The organism is Pseudomonas sp. TMB3-21, assembly GCF_054898145.1.
The window spans coordinates 4,378,172-4,393,234 of sequence record NZ_CM142718.1 but is presented as its reverse complement, the minus strand read 5'-3'; the positions used below and the strand labels follow the sequence as shown (position 1 = coordinate 4,393,234).

12 protein-coding genes are annotated in these 15,063 nt (G+C 55.4%); 5 read left to right on the top strand and 7 right to left on the bottom strand.

What is annotated here, in order from left to right; all coding sequences use genetic code 11:
* Window positions 1-397: 397 nt before the first annotated feature.
* Window positions 398-1,489, bottom strand: coding sequence for an NADH:flavin oxidoreductase/NADH oxidase (locus ACYZTS_RS19990; protein ID WP_461991513.1), 1,092 nt, complete (start codon window positions 1,487-1,489; stop codon window positions 398-400).
* Between the two features lie 48 nt (window positions 1,490-1,537).
* Here ACYZTS_RS19990 and ACYZTS_RS19985 point away from each other — a divergent pair, with 48 nt between their 5' ends.
* Window positions 1,538-1,873, top strand: coding sequence for an ArsR/SmtB family transcription factor (locus ACYZTS_RS19985; RefSeq protein WP_442961276.1), 336 nt, complete (start codon window positions 1,538-1,540; stop codon window positions 1,871-1,873).
* A 185-nt stretch (window positions 1,874-2,058) separates the two neighbouring features.
* Window positions 2,059-3,221 (top strand): IS3 family transposase gene (locus tag ACYZTS_RS19980; RefSeq protein ID WP_461991109.1). Its coding sequence is split into 2 segments (ribosomal slippage): window positions 2,059-2,314 and window positions 2,314-3,221, totalling 1,164 coding nucleotides; the frame shifts between segments, so codons are not numbered across the junction.
* 3 nt (window positions 3,222-3,224) lie between these two features.
* On the opposite strand, the gene ACYZTS_RS19975 is transcribed toward ACYZTS_RS19980, so the two are convergent.
* The 4 genes from ACYZTS_RS19975 to ACYZTS_RS19960 all read right to left on the bottom strand — a co-directional run bounded on the left by ACYZTS_RS19975 (window position 3,225) and on the right by ACYZTS_RS19960 (window position 9,871).
* A complete protein-coding gene (locus tag ACYZTS_RS19975; protein WP_461991511.1) occupies window positions 3,225-5,066 on the bottom strand; it encodes a hypothetical protein in 1,842 nt (613 codons plus the stop codon).
* Entirely contained in the window at window positions 5,044-6,564 is a 1,521-nt protein-coding gene (locus ACYZTS_RS19970) for a tyrosine-type recombinase/integrase (RefSeq protein ID WP_461991509.1), read from the bottom strand. Before ACYZTS_RS19970 ends, ACYZTS_RS19975 begins: the two co-directional genes overlap by 23 nt.
* 11 nt (window positions 6,565-6,575) lie before the next feature.
* Entirely contained in the window at window positions 6,576-7,829 is a 1,254-nt protein-coding gene (locus ACYZTS_RS19965; RefSeq protein ID WP_461991508.1) for a tyrosine-type recombinase/integrase, read from the bottom strand.
* A 1,085-nt stretch (window positions 7,830-8,914) separates the two neighbouring features.
* The gene (locus tag ACYZTS_RS19960; RefSeq protein ID WP_461991506.1) at window positions 8,915-9,871 is read right to left on the bottom strand and encodes a threonine dehydratase; all 957 of its coding nucleotides are present in this window, start codon (window positions 9,869-9,871) and stop codon (window positions 8,915-8,917) included.
* Window positions 9,872-9,968: 97 nt separating this feature from the next.
* Between ACYZTS_RS19960 and ACYZTS_RS19955 the strand changes: the two genes are divergently transcribed.
* Window positions 9,969-10,802 (top strand): helix-turn-helix transcriptional regulator, encoded by an 834-nt coding sequence (locus tag ACYZTS_RS19955; protein WP_461991504.1) that lies wholly within the window; start codon window positions 9,969-9,971, stop codon window positions 10,800-10,802.
* Here ACYZTS_RS19955 and ACYZTS_RS19950 read toward each other — a convergent pair.
* Window positions 10,786-11,097: a hypothetical protein gene (locus ACYZTS_RS19950; RefSeq protein WP_461991502.1), complete on the bottom strand. Its 312-nt coding sequence runs from the start codon at window positions 11,095-11,097 to the stop codon at window positions 10,786-10,788. The genes ACYZTS_RS19955 and ACYZTS_RS19950 overlap by 17 nt on opposite strands.
* Window positions 11,098-11,198: 101 nt before the next feature.
* Window positions 11,199-11,789 carry a YniB family protein gene (locus tag ACYZTS_RS19945; protein WP_461991500.1) on the bottom strand — a complete coding sequence of 197 codons (591 nt, stop codon included), beginning with the start codon at window positions 11,787-11,789 and terminating at the stop codon, window positions 11,199-11,201.
* Between the two features lie 491 nt (window positions 11,790-12,280).
* Between ACYZTS_RS19945 and ACYZTS_RS19940 the strand changes: the two genes are divergently transcribed.
* Both ACYZTS_RS19940 and ACYZTS_RS19935 read left to right on the top strand, forming a co-directional pair.
* Window positions 12,281-12,640 (top strand): DUF6124 family protein, encoded by a 360-nt coding sequence (locus ACYZTS_RS19940; protein WP_461991498.1) that lies wholly within the window; start codon window positions 12,281-12,283, stop codon window positions 12,638-12,640.
* 251 nt (window positions 12,641-12,891) lie between these two features.
* Window positions 12,892-15,018, top strand: a complete 2,127-nt coding sequence (locus ACYZTS_RS19935; RefSeq protein WP_461991496.1) for a TonB-dependent receptor family protein — start codon at window positions 12,892-12,894, stop codon at window positions 15,016-15,018.
* The last annotated feature ends 45 nt before the right edge of the window (window positions 15,019-15,063 follow it).

Sequence of the window (15,063 nt, the reverse complement as noted above, 5' to 3'; positions counted from 1 at the left end):
GAGCGCTAATTTTTTCGTTCCAATGAAGCTGCGCCAAGGGAACCGCTTTGCGTGGGGATGTCGGCTCGGCCTCGGCGCCCGCTTATAAAATTAGATTAGCCGCCGTACAGACGTGACTAGGACGAGGCAAATACGCCCAGTTGTTCTCAGGGGCTCATATGCCCGGGGTGGGTTGGTCGGTTCGCCGGCATGGCTGATAGCGGTCAGGCCAAAATCGTTGGATCACTGCCAACTGAGTCATCAGAGATAAAAAAATTCAATCTCTTGAAGTCATTGCGAAGCCGCACAGGCCTGCGAACTACACCACGTTGATGGTGAAACTGTCCGCAGAACCTGCCAGCAGCAATGTTTGAATAGGTAAAAAGTGCCGCCAAAAACGCGGCAACTTTCGGGTCGCTTATCTGTATCGCTCAAGCCAGTGAGCGTAGGGCGCAGGGAGCGTCCAGGATGCGTTATCCACGCCCAGTTCTTTGGCTGCAAAATACGGCCAGTGCGGATCAGCCAGGTGGGCTCGTCCAACAGACACCAGGTCAAGCTGACCCAATTCAATTGAAGATTGCGCAAGCTGTGGCGTTCCAAAACCCCAAGCAGATGTTACTGGCAGGCCCGTTTCACGGCGGACGCGCTCAGCGACTGGGCCCATGAAAGCCGGTCCCCAAGGGATATTGGTTTCCGGGATGGTGAACCCTACGCTAACGCTCAACAGATCCAGGCCAGCGCTTTTGAAGCCCCTCGCCAACTCGATCGACTCGGTTAGAGTTTGCTCATCGCGTCCGTCATATTCGATGACGCCAAAACGAGCAGTGAGTGGCAAATTTTCTGGCCATACTTCGCGAACAGCTGCCAAGGTCTCGAGCAGGAACCGGCTGCGGTTTTCGAAGCTTCCGCCGTATGCATCGGTACGCTGGTTAGAATGCTCGGAGAAAAAACTTTGTCCCAGATACCCGTGCGCAAAATGCAGCTCGATCCATTCAAATCCGGCTTCGCGCGCCCGGCGCGCAGCGTCAACAAAGTCCTGACGAACCCGTGCAATGTCGTCAAGGGTCATTTCTTCGGGAACCTTCGGCAGATTGGCGCCGAATGCTATGGGGGAGGGGCCGATGGTCTTCCACCCGTTGGGATTGCCGTCAGCGATGTGATCATCACCTTCCCAAGGACGGTTAGCGCTAGCCTTTCGACCCGCGTGAGCAATCTGAATACCAGGCACGGAGCCAGCAGCCTTGATGGCTTTGACTACGGGCACAAAAGCCTGCGCATGGGCATCGCTCCAGATACCGGCGCATCCAGGCGTGATGCGTCCCTCAGGAGAGACAGCTGTTGCCTCAACTACAACCAGGCCGGCGCCGCCTCGTGCCATACCTGCCAAGTGTACGAGGTGCCAGTCGTTGACCACACCGTCATCAGCCATGTACTGACACATTGGCGGAATGGCAATCCGGTTTTTTAAGGTGACGTCCTTCAGAGTGAATGGTTCGAATAGTGCTGACATCGGGAGGTTCCTCGTGGTTTAATTCGCTTGTTCGATAGTATTCGAAATATGGCGCACATTGAAACCCTTCGTTATCATCAGCACATGCGTGCCTTCAAACATCCTCTCCCAGCTGAATTCGTCCTCGAGCGTTTGCTTTACGCACTGAGCGATCCCGTACGGATGGAAATTGTTCGTTATCTCAGCGGCGTGCCTGAAGCGTCGTGCGGTGAGCTTGACGGCGGCCGACCCAAGTCCAGTGTGTCCCATCATTTCCGCGTATTGCGCGATGCCGGGCTTGTTCAGACGAGGAACGTTGGAACAACGCACATGAACTCGCTTCGGTCGGAGGAGCTTAACCTTCGCTTCCCGGGACTACTGGACTGCATACTTTCCCAAGTGTGAGCAGCTGATCGGCAGCTTGAAGCGCGCTTTTGCGTACGGGCTCATAGCACGGCGAGCAGACATTCGAGTTGTGTGCGCTATATATCCGTCCTCTTAAGTCGACATTTGCTAATCGCCTCTTTGTAGTGGTCTAATGAAACCGGACACCCATTTAGGCGAGAATGCTCGCCAGATCGAGGTGTCAGATGACCAAACAACGCCGTTCCTTTTCCGCTGAGTTCAAACGCGAGGCTGCCGACCTCGTGCTCAAGCAAAACTACAGCTACATCGAAGCCAGCCGTTCACTCGGCGTCGGCGAGTCGGCCCTGCGCCGTTGGGTTGACCAGGTTCAGAAGGAACGCCAAGGCGTCACTCCGCAGAGCAAAGCGCTGACACCGGAGCAGCAGAAAATCCAGGAGCTGGAAGCCCGGATCGCCCGTCTTGAACGGGAAAAATCGATATTAAAAAAGGCTACCGCGCTCTTGATGTCGGAAGATCACGAGCGTACGCGCTGATCAATCAGCTGAGCGTCCACGAGCCGGTTGATTGGCTGTGCCAAGTGTTTGAAATCAACCGCTCAAGTTACTACGCCCACCGCCTCAAGCGGCGAACGCCTGATGTCGAACGGCTTCGGTTGCGCAGCCGGGTGAGCGAGTTGTTTTCACAAAGTCGCAGTGCTGCCGGCAGCCGTAGCCTTCTCTCGCTGATGCGTGATGATGGTGAGCAACTCGGTCGGTTCAAAGTGCGCAGCTTGATGCGCGAGCTTGATCTCGTCAGTAAACAACCTGGTTCTCATGCCTATAAACGAGCAACGGTTGAACGGTTGGATATCCCGAACATCTTGAATCGGGAGTTCGATGTCCCGGCACCCAACCAGGTGTGGTGCGGCGACATCACTTACATTTGGGCCCAGGGGAAATGGCACTATCTGGCAGTCGTGCTGGATCTTTTTACGCGCCGGATAGTGGGCTGGGCATTGTCAGAAAAACCAGATGCTGGGTTGGTGATCAAGGCGCTGGACATGGCCTACGAACAGCGTGGAAGGCCTCAAGGGCTAATGTTTCACTCGGATCAAGGGTCGCAATATGCGAGCCGCCTGTTTCGCCAGCGGCTCTGGCGTTATCGCATGCGTCAGAGCATGAGTCGTCGAGGAAATTGCTGGGACAACGCGCCGATGGAGCGGGTGTTCCGCAGCTTGAAAACTGAATGGATACCGACCGTGGGCTACAGAACTGCTCAAGAAGCCCAGCGCGATATCAGCCATTTCTTAATGCATCGCTACAACTGGATTCGACCCCATCAATTCAACGGTGGACTGGCGCCAGCTCGGGCCGAAGAAAAACTTAACGTCGTGTCCGGGATTAGTTGACCACTACAGATGGAGATGCGAGCAGCCATTCCAGCACTGAAGATGCTTAGGGCAGGGCGCCTGGGAGAAATCGTGAATGCAACCTCCGAAGGGCGTTATGTGTAGCGCCGTGGCATGTACGGTGAGGAATGCTTCTGCAGTTATCGTGCCTTTATTTGACAGCAACGCATGGTAACTGTCGGTCAACGCGCCATGAATGCGTTTATCTCTTATGCCTGTATGCAGGAAATCAATGCGCTCGTGATGGCTATTGAACGCCAAGAACTCGTGATGCGCAGCAGTGTTTTCCTCAATGCTCGTGTGTTGGTAGTAAACATTCTGGTCGAGGCGTTTTCGCCCTAAGGCCAATGCTTGCTGAACATTACTCATGCCGGTCAGATGGTAAATAGTGTTTCGCCAGTGTCGAGGTTGGTGGCTAGTCAATCGAATAGGCGCGCCGTTAGATTCTGTTAATGATCGGCGTGAAAAAATGGACGCGTATTTTTCATCGTTACCTAGAGCGTGATTTATATCCAGAAGGGTCACCCGACGAGGTATTGCACGAAAAACATTCGCCTCTCGTCCACCGAGACGGAATTGACCATCAAAAGCAATGGCAAGTGTTTCACTTGTTTTTAAGACAACACGAAGCTTACCGCTGACGTTTTCCGTAAGCGCGGCATGCCCTTTAAGTTTAGGGACGAGAAAATTCTCAATATCACCGGCCAAATACTTTCGCCTCGCCGCCTTGCTAGGATGGATTCCGTTTCGTGAAAAGTACGCACTCAGGTTTCGAGAGGCATCGCGATTCTGGCTGAATCCAAGCCAGCTAAAAACTTCAGCTTCTGACATTTCCTTCTTCGGCGAGTAGTCCCAGAGGCGACCTGGATTATCTTCTTGCCATTTAGCGATTTCTCGCTGTTCCTGGGTCAGAAACTTGAGTCGTTTGACTGCGCGCCTGGCTAGAGGAATGTCGCTTTCAGCCAGCCAATGAACACGGGATTGAAATTGCTTTTCCGCGAAGTACCTAATTCCGCATTCGATGAGAGGCTTGCCATGGGCATCGACAACTACTTCTCCTGTCGTCCCTTTGATCGGCCTTTCGACCCAACAATTATAAGGTATTACTGCAACTTCGTTACCTCGTTGCCCAGTCGCTATCAATAAGTCGATCACTCGCAGCAAGATTTCTTCGCTGTCACTAAGTGGGTTGTTCGAACAAATGGCATAGGCTTCCATTGCCTCACGAGAGGGCAGCTTTTCATCAGATTTACGCTGTTTTACAGTGCGATCGGGATCATGCAGCGAAATATAGTCGTGACGGCGCTTTTCTGGTTTTGCATCATGCTCAAAGTGGATGGCGATCTCGGTTAATTGCAGGCTATCAATCGTCTCGGCTACTACTTGAAGGTGAGAGACCGCGTCATACAGATTCTTATAACCACTTTGGCGGAGAAAAACTACGACGCGATCAAAGTCATCCCGTGTCAATTGTGTTGGATCGGATACTCCTCGCTCAAACAAGGGGTTGTATATTCGCCGAATAGCAATATTGTATGCAGCCACCATCGAAAACTTCAGGCTCCGGGTGCGTTGTAAATAGATAATCAGGGCCTTGTTAAAATCTTGGAACACGAGGGGGAGTGGGCCCTTCGCCGGAGAAGGATAGCCCGTTTTTTCGAGGGCTTGCCGGTGCGTCTCGAAGGTGAGCGTATTTTGCTTTCCCCGTTGTGGTAACCAGCCTCCGACGCCCCATAACGATGACGCCCACGGTGTTGAAATCGGTAACGAATGGAAAAGCGCTTGTTCCCGTGTAACAAAACCTCCGAGGCGTTGACTTGCTCTAGAGAGCGTCATCTGCAGCATCCCCAGCTTGTTGCCGGCAGCGCTCGATCGTAGCGCTTACCGCGAGAATGGTCGTCTGATGCTGGGCCAGGGGCCGGTTGTGAATGAGATCACCGGCTAGTTCTGCCATATCGATGAACCGTTGGGCCTCCCGCTGGAGCGCCTCCTTTACCTGCTCATGGCGGCCGTCAGCAAAGGGGTGAAACTTCTTACACGTATAGCAGGCGTATATAGGGTTGTAGGGACAGTGGGTATGGACCGGCAGGGCGCAGGCACCAATATCGCCGATGTATTGCGTATCAATGACGCCGCGGACGGCTCTTTCAGGAGCAGTTTCGCGGTGTTGGACGATTTCCCCTGTTAATAAGCTGCGCATGATGCGTTGATAGGCCGGGCTCTTACCTAATGCTTTCTCTTTGATCCGGGCAATGTTGGGGGTGGCCGTTACGTAAGCACGCGCTGCAACCGTGCTGTTGTGTCCGAGCAGTTCGGCAATCATGTCTGCCGGAGTACCCTGATCCGCCAAGCCTTGCCCGAGGTGATGACGCAACAACATGGTTACCTGATTCGGCCTATCTATCCCAGCTTCACGCAGCTCGTATTTGAGGCCTGTACCGATTTCAATAATCGAGAGACGCCTTCCACAAGGATTGACAAATAATGGTTCACAGTCGCTACGAAAACGGCGTTGAATTTCTAAAACGTGCCGTGAGATTTTCTCACCCAGGCGGGTGGTTATTTTGCGGGGGCGCCGCTCAGGTCTGCGCTGGCCGAGTTTTTTGGCCATGGGTAACCACAGGGTGTAGTACTTCTTGTGATCATCGCTCTCAGTAAACTCAAAGTCAGCAATGTCGAGCGAATGAAATTGAATCGATCGAGGTGCGATCTCGAAACCCAAGTGAAGCACTATATTAAACTGAACATCCACCCAAGAGTCATATTTAAGTTCTCGCTCAATGCGTTTGAGCAATCGAATTTCTTCATCAAGTTCTAAACCAGACTGCGAGAGAAAAATTCGAGCATACGGGTCAACCCGATCTGACTTTACCTCCTTGATTTTTAAATATGTGACTGGATCGAAGCCATTGATTCCTCTATCCATTGCCCAACGATAAAACCTTCGAAATCCTACAAGTACTGCCCTCGTTTTTTTGATCTCTTCGAGAGCAGTGATTAGTTGATGTGTGGCCCAAGGAAGTCCGGCCGCGAGATTTGTACCAGGTAAAAAACGAAGGGTATCCGCGAACATTACCGCAGTTCGAGGTGCATATTTCTCAAGTGCATAAGCCATAAAGCCTTTGCCTATTTCGATTAGCTCTGAATTCAACTGGATCGCACTCCAATCAATTTTCAGTGCAATTCCACCGTCGTACCAGGTCCACACCTTCTGCCGCGTATCGACGTAGCGTGGCTGGTCATTAGTGCGAGTTCGAATTGCAACGTAATCGGGTCCCCTGAACACGTAAGCTGGCAAAGAGGAGGGTGGTGTTGCCTGTTTTTGGTCGGCTGATTTGGCCACGGCGAACCTCCTTAACTGTCAAGTCGGCTCCAGGCTGCCGAGGTGCGCTGGGCATTGTGGAGGTTGGCCGACTCCGCTAGATAACGACCTGCGTAACGGCGTGGCATCGTCGAGGTCTCAGACCAACCGCAGACTCGCCGCAGTTCGTCCGTGGCCCGTTCGAGGTCATGCCCACGCTTTTCGACCAGGTAAGCCAAAAAGTGGTCTGCAAAGGCGTGGCGAAAGTCATGCGCAGAAAGTGTAGGCAACAATCCTGGATGAGCCAGCTCAATGGTCAGAAACAGCCGGTCAAGAACGTTAGACAACGCGCGGATCGACAGCGGGCGGCCACGATCCGAGATGAACAAATAGCGATACAGCAATTTCATCGGTTTGCCATCACGCAAAGGGCGCCGGTCGCTCTGGATATAGCGCTCGTAGACCTCATACAACTGTGCGGAGATACCTACGGTCCGCCCGTGTGTTTTGAGCGCAGGCTCTTCAACGCGCGGATCGCGGGGATCATGTTCTCGATCATTGATGCTGACATAGGCGTGCTGAGACCCTTTATTGATATCCGTGGAGTAGAGCTTCAGAAGCTCTCCGCGACGGATGCCGGTCTCCAAGAGCAATTCGATCATTAGCCAATTACGCAGTTGCAAACGTTCCGGGAACGGATTCTCCACAGCGCCAGGGCGAATCAGTGTGCGAACGATCTGTAGTTGCGTATCTGTCAGGCTGCGGTAACGAGTGCGATCGGGACGAGCATTGATGATATGGCTCTCAAAGCGCCGCTCAATGACGTCGGCAACATCGGCAAATACCACGTTGATGTCAGCCTGTGTGGCTGAATTCTGACGGGCGCGCGGGATGTAACGGGTGACGCACCAAGACAGGTATTTCTTCAGCAGGCGCAGGTACTGATCACGTGTTCGTGAACTGATCTGCTGAAAAAGTACAGTGCCAGCTTTGCCGATTCTGGCGATCAGATTATCGGCATGACGGCCACTTTGGAGCCAAATAGCGTAACCGTCCAGCAAAGCCAGAATCGCCTCAAAGTGGCAGGCCAAGATGGCCTCATCGATATCCAGATCTCGGCTTTTGGCATAGGCGTAGAAAGCCTGGATCGCGCGCAGGTGCGCCGCAGCCGTGTTGTAAGCGCGGTGCCTGAGTTTGAGTTGGACGTAGATGAACGGAATGAGTATGGGCAAAGGCGTCGCATCACCAGCTTGTACAAGCAGCGGTAGTCGTTGACCTGAAGAGAACGTGCACTGAATCAGTTTCATCGACAGCCACCTCATTCAAGGAATCGTCATGAACACTATGGACATGGCCCGTTGAAAGAGTAGACGTCGAAAACGAATTGGTCGAATCAGTGGCTTAGGAGGCTCATGAACATTTCCAACATGGCCTGTCGTTTAACATAATATACATTCCACGTAACAGGATATTGCGGGATCAGCCCGGTGGCAGGTGCATTTCACGGTGGTGATTCCCATTGCTTCTCGTTTGCCTCCAAACGTTAAATCTGCAGCCACTATCCGGCTGGTCACACGCTGGCCGCTTTCCATGTGGTTTTCATCGCGATATTCACTCGCTGGATATCCATGCAGCTTGATTCAACCAGCGCCACCCACGCCTCAGCATTTATTGCCAAATGAATGCATCCTGCGATCCGCGCTCTCTGTGATAACCAGCCACGTTGGCCAACGTCAGCGCAGCATTCTCATCAGATAGGATCAAAAAAATTCGCGCTGTTGGACTCGTATGGGTACCGGCTGTTCGTGAACACACTTCGATATTTTCAAAGCATCCATCTAGGCTGTCCAGTGCCAGGCTGCGTCTGATCTTTTTAGAGACGGCGTGAAACAACGTTGGCAAATCATGCCAAGCAACAAGGTGGCTGTGGTCAGTTTCCCTGAGTCTTGAAGCCGTTTGCGATCCACATGCAGCAACTCGGCTGCTTTCGGGAACTGTGCGCGCCTTCGAGCAGCCAGCCCGGGAATTATCCATTGATGTCTTTCCCTTTTTGTTAGGTTCTAATTCTTACCTAGCGCGATATCGCCCCGTTTTGGACATATCCTTCAAGACGTGCTAACTTGATAATATATTCCATAGGGTTATAACTACACTAAATGTCTCTTTAGTCTAGTTATATAAAGATGCGAGCATCAGATCGTTAAATCTACCTCGCGAACCTTGGAAATCGGCGGTTTTCACTTGTACTACCCCAGCCGCCGACACCCTCCCAGGCGTTTTCGCTGGTCGTTGAAGCCTTACGGGTGGATCGCCTGCCACCCAATGACAGTCTGGCGGCCACAGATGCGTGACTTTGATGATGCGCGACCCATTCTGGATAACCTCAGAACACTCATTGAATCACCCTCGCGTACACCGCTCTATCAACATTCCCGCCGGACAAAATCACCCCTACCTTTTTCCCCTGCATGATTTCACGCTCTTGCATCAGTGCTGCCAGCGCTGCAGCACCCGCGCCTTCAGCCAGATTATGCGTGTCTGTGTAATACACGCGCATGGCCTCGGCAATCTCGCTGTCGCTGACGGCAACGATTCGCGCCGCACCGCTGCTGTAAATAGCCAACGCTTCCGGGATTGGCCGGCGCACGGCGAGCCCGTCTGCAAAAGTATCCGCCGAAGCGGTTTCGCAAATCTCGCCTGACTCGAATGACAGTTTCGCCGCCGCTGCCGCCTCGGAAACAACGCCCACTACTTCAGTTTTCAAGCCCAATGCATCGCGGACTGCGATCACTGCGCAAATCCCCGAGCCACAGCCGATGGGCACGTACACGGTGTCCAGATCCGGCGCGGCTTCAAATAGCTCAAGCGCATACGTCGCCACACCTTTGACCAGTTCAGTGTGGAACGGCGGCACCAGGTACAGGCCATGCACGTGCGCCAGTCGTGACGCCTCTTCGCGGGCATCATCGAAATCGTGGCCAAATTCAACCACCTCGCCGCCGAAACCGCGCATGGCGTTGTTTTTCTCTACCGAATTGCCTTGCGGCACTACGATCAACGCCTGCAAACCTAACGCCGTTGCCGCCAACGCGAGGCTCTGGCCATGGTTGCCGCGAGTCGCGGTCACGATGCCTTTTACCTCTGGGTGCGTCCGTTTAAGCCAATGCATGAAGGTGATGCCGCCGCGAACCTTGAACGCGCCCGTTGGGGTGTGATTCTCGTGTTTGACCCACACCGTGCAACCCATTCGCTGGCTTAACAACGGCCAGGCGTATTGGGCCGTTGCCGGCATGACCTGGTAAACCTGGCGAGCCGCTCGTTCGATTTCTTCACGCGTCAGACTGTACATTTGGGCACCTCCCGAAGATTTTGCTCAGTCTAGTCAGACGTGCCTGGCGCTGGCTTTCAAAAAACTGACCTGACTTTTGCGCGCCCTCTTCATTACTATGCTGAATATGAGCCGTCATAATCGCCTGCAGCCATCGCCCGCCCCGGAACCGGTTCGCCGTGTCGAGGCGGGGCCGTGGCTGATCGAATTGTTGCCCGGCTCCGCTTACGCGGCTCGCTACGTCGCGACTCATTCCGCGATCGGATTCGCTTTCGACAGTCAGCAAGGCTTGCATGCAATTGGCAGCGACCGCGTGTTGCCTTTTGTTTGTGCGCCCAACAGCCTGGCGTTCGTTCCTGCCGGTTGTGACGTGCTGTCCGAGTCGCCTGTTGGCGGTGAGTACCTGCGAGTTGTTCATCCCGAAGGCATGGAGCGGATGGCGGATCGCGTATTCAACAATCGTATCGATCCACAGGCCATTGCCCTCGCGCTGCACATGCGCCGCGCCCTGTTAAGGCCTTCTTTCGATGACGATTGGCAAGCCTGGGCAGTCGCCCTGACTGAACGGGCGCAGGATTTCGCGGTGCTATCGGCGCCACCCCAAGGCTCGATCAACAGCGGCCGCATGCGTTTGCTTGACGAGTTTATCGACGCCGGCCTCGAAGGTCCGCTAAGCGTGCAAGCAATGGCCGAGCTGCTCGGGTTGTCCGAAGGTTTTTTCATGCGGGCGTTCAAGCAGGCGACGGGCAAAAGCCCGCACAGCTACCTGATTGATCGACGCCTGGCCAGGGCCCGCGCCTGTTTAAGCAATTCGACCGCCAGCCTTTCGGCGATCGCCCTCGCCTGCGGTTTCAGTTCCCAGGCGCACATGGCGACGGCCTTCAAACAGCGAATTGGTGTCAGTCCCACGCAATTACGCGCGTGTTTTGGACGCGCTAAATCGACAGAATAAAGCGGCACTCGGCCTCGACATCTTCGCCACCCGGCGAATGTGCATGCGGCAAAAATCCGCATCGTTCGACGACTTTTCTGGAACCGACATTTTCTTCGATCACCAAGGGATGCCAGGCGCCCATTTCGAAGTCAGCTAAATAGTCTTCAATATGCTTGGCGACGCCACTCAAGGAATAGAACGCAGGATCGCGCGCATCGATGTGAGATTCAAACCAGTCTCGGTTGCGAACTTCAAATGCCAGCAGCGCTTCAGTATCGGTTCTTGTCAGCTCGCGAATGTTGAATGGTTGCATTAACCCGGCCTCCTTTGCTCAGGTCGAAAGCGGGCACTTTGATTGGCCGTATTGAGCACAATGCAAACCGCCCGACGTTCGAAGTAATTTATAGCGGCGTGTCAAAGCATACCGGTCAACTTGGCGAGCACAGCGACAACATAGCCACCAATAATCGAAAGGCCGAGTATGCCCCATGGACGAGTCCACCACTCCCCGTCCGGATTAGGTGGCATTGGCTGCTGGAAAACATTGAGTTGATCGACTCTGCCAACTGCAACCTGACTGGCCCCGGTTGCACCACCCGCCGTCATGGAGTGGTGCCATTGCATTTCCTCGACACGTTCAATTTGCCGCTGAATACGCGTGCCGAGTCGCCGGCCGGCCAACATCAATTGTTTGCCTACGATCATGACGCCGATCAAGCCCAGGAAAAGTAGGTTGCCGTCAGTGAACGGGTCTGCCTGGTTCAGGGTCGGTACGTTGCGCCAGACGAACCCTATATAAGGTTCGGTGATTTGGTAGATGGCATAGATCAGGTTCTGGATTGTTACGCCAATTTGCGCAAGAAAAACCGAATGGCTCATGATTTCCGCATTGCGATAGAGCGCCATTAGCAAACTGACAAAGTAAAAAAGTGCGCCACCGAATATCAATATGCCGCCGACACCCCGCTGAATACGGGAGCGCCTTACCGCCTGCTGTATGTTCATCCTTGTTCCTTTTCCTTGTTAATGCCTTGGGGGGGGTGAAGCAGATGCTGTGCGTTTCCGGATAGAGACTTCGCGGAGAAACACCGGCAAGGAGACTATCAGAGCAAATTAAACGTGTCCGCTGACGTTGCTCAACAGCACGAAAAGCGCCTGTTGAAACACGCCCCGGTTTACTTCCTGAAAGCTACACAACCTTGCGCCGTTGCCTACGCATACGCCAGAATCCGCCGGCTTGTGCGTCCGGAGGTCGCCCGGTAACTTGATTCGCGTCACTGCCCATCAGTGATCGGGTTTAGTCGCCCGGCTAAGGTAAAGCGGTCGTACAAGTATCGTCAGTCAGGTATTCGCCTGCACTTTCTGGTAGCTGTGCGCATGGCGTCCTCGGACGCGCCGGTTTTGCTTCTCCTTTCCGGTCGACTAACTTGCGCACAGCTGCCACCCTTTCGTTTAGTCGCGAGACGGTTGCGGCCCTTATTCAAAGGGAAGCATTCATGTTCAAAGTCACACCCAACCCACCGGACACCGATCCGGTCTCCCCGTACGAATCGGATTCAAACAAACTCAACCAGGCTGCCGAACGAGCGCTTGACTTCCACTTCGCGTCGATCGCCGACATCAAAGCCACACCGCGCAATCCAAGCACTTTGTTCATGGTCGATCCAGCGGCGACCACCGAAACCCTTGTGGTGTATCTGATCGAAACACTGGCATCGGTCGACGTCATGGTGCATGACCTGGTGGATCAATTGGACGGCGGTTCACGCCACGCGTTGCTAGGCATTTCCAACAGCATCATGCTCGCCGAAATCACCGCGAACCGGGTGCTGGATCAGATCGATCCGCCGGCGTAGTCGCCCTGCCCGCGCAGGACCTGCAAATGGAGACGCCTTGTGGCGAGGGGACTTGTCCCCGTTGGCCTGCGCAGCTGGCCCCTGCGGTCGATGAGCAACCAAAAGGGGGCCGCTGCGCGACCCAACGGGGACAAGTCCCCTCGCCACAGCCCCTCCCCCGCGCAAAAAAACAAAATCCCCATGTGTTTCCTTCGTGACTCCCTGCGTCGCAGTTCTTCACTGCCCGTTCCTGCACGTCTGGAGTTCGCTCAATGCCCTCGTCCAAAACCCTGCCCGCTGCGCTGCTGGGACTGGCCCTCTCTGGTCCGGTCATGGCCGAGACTCAAGGCCTGGAACTCGGTCAGGTGCTGATTCAAGCTGAAAGCCTCAGCGGCGAAGACCAGACGATTGAGGACGCCAGAGCGCGGCTGGCCGAAGTGCCCGGCGGCACCAACGTGATCGACATGCGCCGCCGGCTGCAGGGCCGCGTCGCCAGCAATCAAGACGTACTCGCCTATCAACCGGGCGTGTATGCCCAGTCGGCCGGTAACGAAGGGGTGAAAATTTCGATTCGCGGCTCCGGCATCAACCGCGCGCCCGGTGCGCATGCGTCCGGGCTGTACACGATGCTCGACGGTTTACCGCTGACCGGCCCCGGCGGCACACCTTACGAACTGCTGGAACCGTTGTGGCTCGACCACGTGGAAGTGCTGCGCGGCGCCAACGGTTTTGACCGAGGCGCCCTCGCCCTCGGCGGCGCCATCGATTACGTCAGCCACACCGGCTACGACGCCCCGCTGTTGCAGGTGCGCTACGCGATGGGCAGCCATGGTTATCAGCAGCGTCAAATCAGCTCCGGGCAGGTACTGGGCGCCTTCGATTATTACCTGTCTGCGACGGACGCGAGTGCCGAGGGCTTCCAGGATCAGACCGACAGCGACAGCCAGGGCCTGATCGCCAACGTCGGCTACCGCTTCAACCCGAATCTGGAAACACGGTTCTACTTTCGTTATCGCCAGACGGACAACGAGCTTGCCGGGCGGGTGACCAAACATTCCCTGGAGCACACGCCACGTGCGGCCAACCCCGCCTACGTGGCGCGCGACGACAGCCGCAAGCAGCCGGGCAGCACCTTCATCGGCAACAAAACTACCTACTACATCGATGATGATTCGAGCATCCAGACCGGCCTGGTCTATCACGACTATCCGATGGATTTACGCGAGGGCCCGAACCGTCTCAAAGTGGCGTACACCGACATCAGCGGCACCTTCGATTACAAGCGCCGCGATACGCTCTGGGGCCGGGAAAGCCGCAGCACGATGGGGCTGCGCGTGACCAAGCATTTGCCCAATGCCGGCGCCAGCGAACGGGTGCGCATCCCGACCGGCAACACCGCCGGCTACGCGCCGGGCACGCACATGCGCAATTTCACCTATCAAGGTTCGGACACTGTTCTGCATGTAGGCAATGATCTGGAGATCGCTGACGACCTGTGGCTGACCACCGGCCTCGCCGCCATTTATACCCGCCGTGAAAGCGCGGTGACTTACCCCGATGGCGGCGGTAAAACCAGCCTCGGCGACTGGGACTACGCCCCACGCCTGGGTCTGCGCTACCAACTGACGCCTGATGTGCAAGTGTTCGGCAATCTCAGCCGCTCGGTCGAAGCGGCGCATCCCTGGTCGCTGATCTACAGCGCCAATCAGCGCTTTCCGGCAGGCAGCGGCGCGGCGACCGGCACCCAGCGCGATCCGGTCAACCTGCAAAACCAGACTGCGACCACTCTCGAAATCGGCGGGCGCGGCGACAGCACGTTGGGGCAATGGAGCCTCGCCTGGTACTTCGCACAAGTGCGCCACGAATTGCTTTCGGTGCTGCCGGACGCCAACGCCGTCACGCCTTATGAACTCAACGCCAGCCCCACCGTGCATCAGGGCGTGGAAGCCAGTCTGCAGAGCGACCTATGGTCGAGCGCCGAAGGCGGCCGTTTGAGCCTGCGTCAGAGCTACACTTTCAGCGATTTCCATTACCGCAATGACGATCGATTCGGCGACAACCGCCTGCCGGGACTGCCGATGCATTACTACCAGGGCGAGCTGCGTTACGACTGGACGCAAGGTTTCTTCGCCGCGCTCAACACCCAGTTGGTGTCGAAAGTTGAAGTGGATTACGCCAACAGCTACGAGGCTGATCCTTATGCACTGTTCGGCGCAACCGTGGGTTACAACGCGCCCAAAGGCGACTGGCAGACCTGGCTGGACCTGCGCAACCTGACCAACAAGCACTACGCCGCCACCGTCACGCCTGGCTATGACGACAAAGGTGTAGACGCCGCACGGTCGACCCCCGGTGAAGGTTTAGGAGTTTATCTCGGGGTGTCGTGGAGCCTGCGCTAGCCCCGCGAAACCCACCCTGCGAGCAACCCCGCCGAGCAACTTGCC

Excerpts from the sequence above, each read along its gene's own strand:
- ACYZTS_RS19975 (WP_461991511.1), bottom strand. The coding sequence starts at position 5,066 with ATGCTGCAGATGACGCTCTCTAGAGCAAGTCAACGCCTCGGAGGTTTT.
- ACYZTS_RS19965 (WP_461991508.1), bottom strand. The coding sequence starts at position 7,829 with ATGAAACTGATTCAGTGCACGTTCTCTTCAGGTCAACGACTACCGCTG.
- ACYZTS_RS19990 (WP_461991513.1), bottom strand. The coding sequence starts at position 1,489 with ATGTCAGCACTATTCGAACCATTCACTCTGAAGGACGTCACCTTAAAA.
- ACYZTS_RS19960 (WP_461991506.1), bottom strand. The coding sequence starts at position 9,871 with ATGTACAGTCTGACGCGTGAAGAAATCGAACGAGCGGCTCGCCAGGTT.
- ACYZTS_RS19955 (WP_461991504.1), top strand. The coding sequence starts at position 9,969 with ATGCTGAATATGAGCCGTCATAATCGCCTGCAGCCATCGCCCGCCCCG.
- ACYZTS_RS19945 (WP_461991500.1), bottom strand. The coding sequence starts at position 11,789 with ATGAACATACAGCAGGCGGTAAGGCGCTCCCGTATTCAGCGGGGTGTC.
- ACYZTS_RS19935 (WP_461991496.1), top strand. The coding sequence starts at position 12,892 with ATGCCCTCGTCCAAAACCCTGCCCGCTGCGCTGCTGGGACTGGCCCTC.
- ACYZTS_RS19950 (WP_461991502.1), bottom strand. The coding sequence starts at position 11,097 with ATGCAACCATTCAACATTCGCGAGCTGACAAGAACCGATACTGAAGCG.
- ACYZTS_RS19940 (WP_461991498.1), top strand. The coding sequence starts at position 12,281 with ATGTTCAAAGTCACACCCAACCCACCGGACACCGATCCGGTCTCCCCG.
- ACYZTS_RS19985 (WP_442961276.1), top strand. The coding sequence starts at position 1,538 with ATGGCGCACATTGAAACCCTTCGTTATCATCAGCACATGCGTGCCTTC.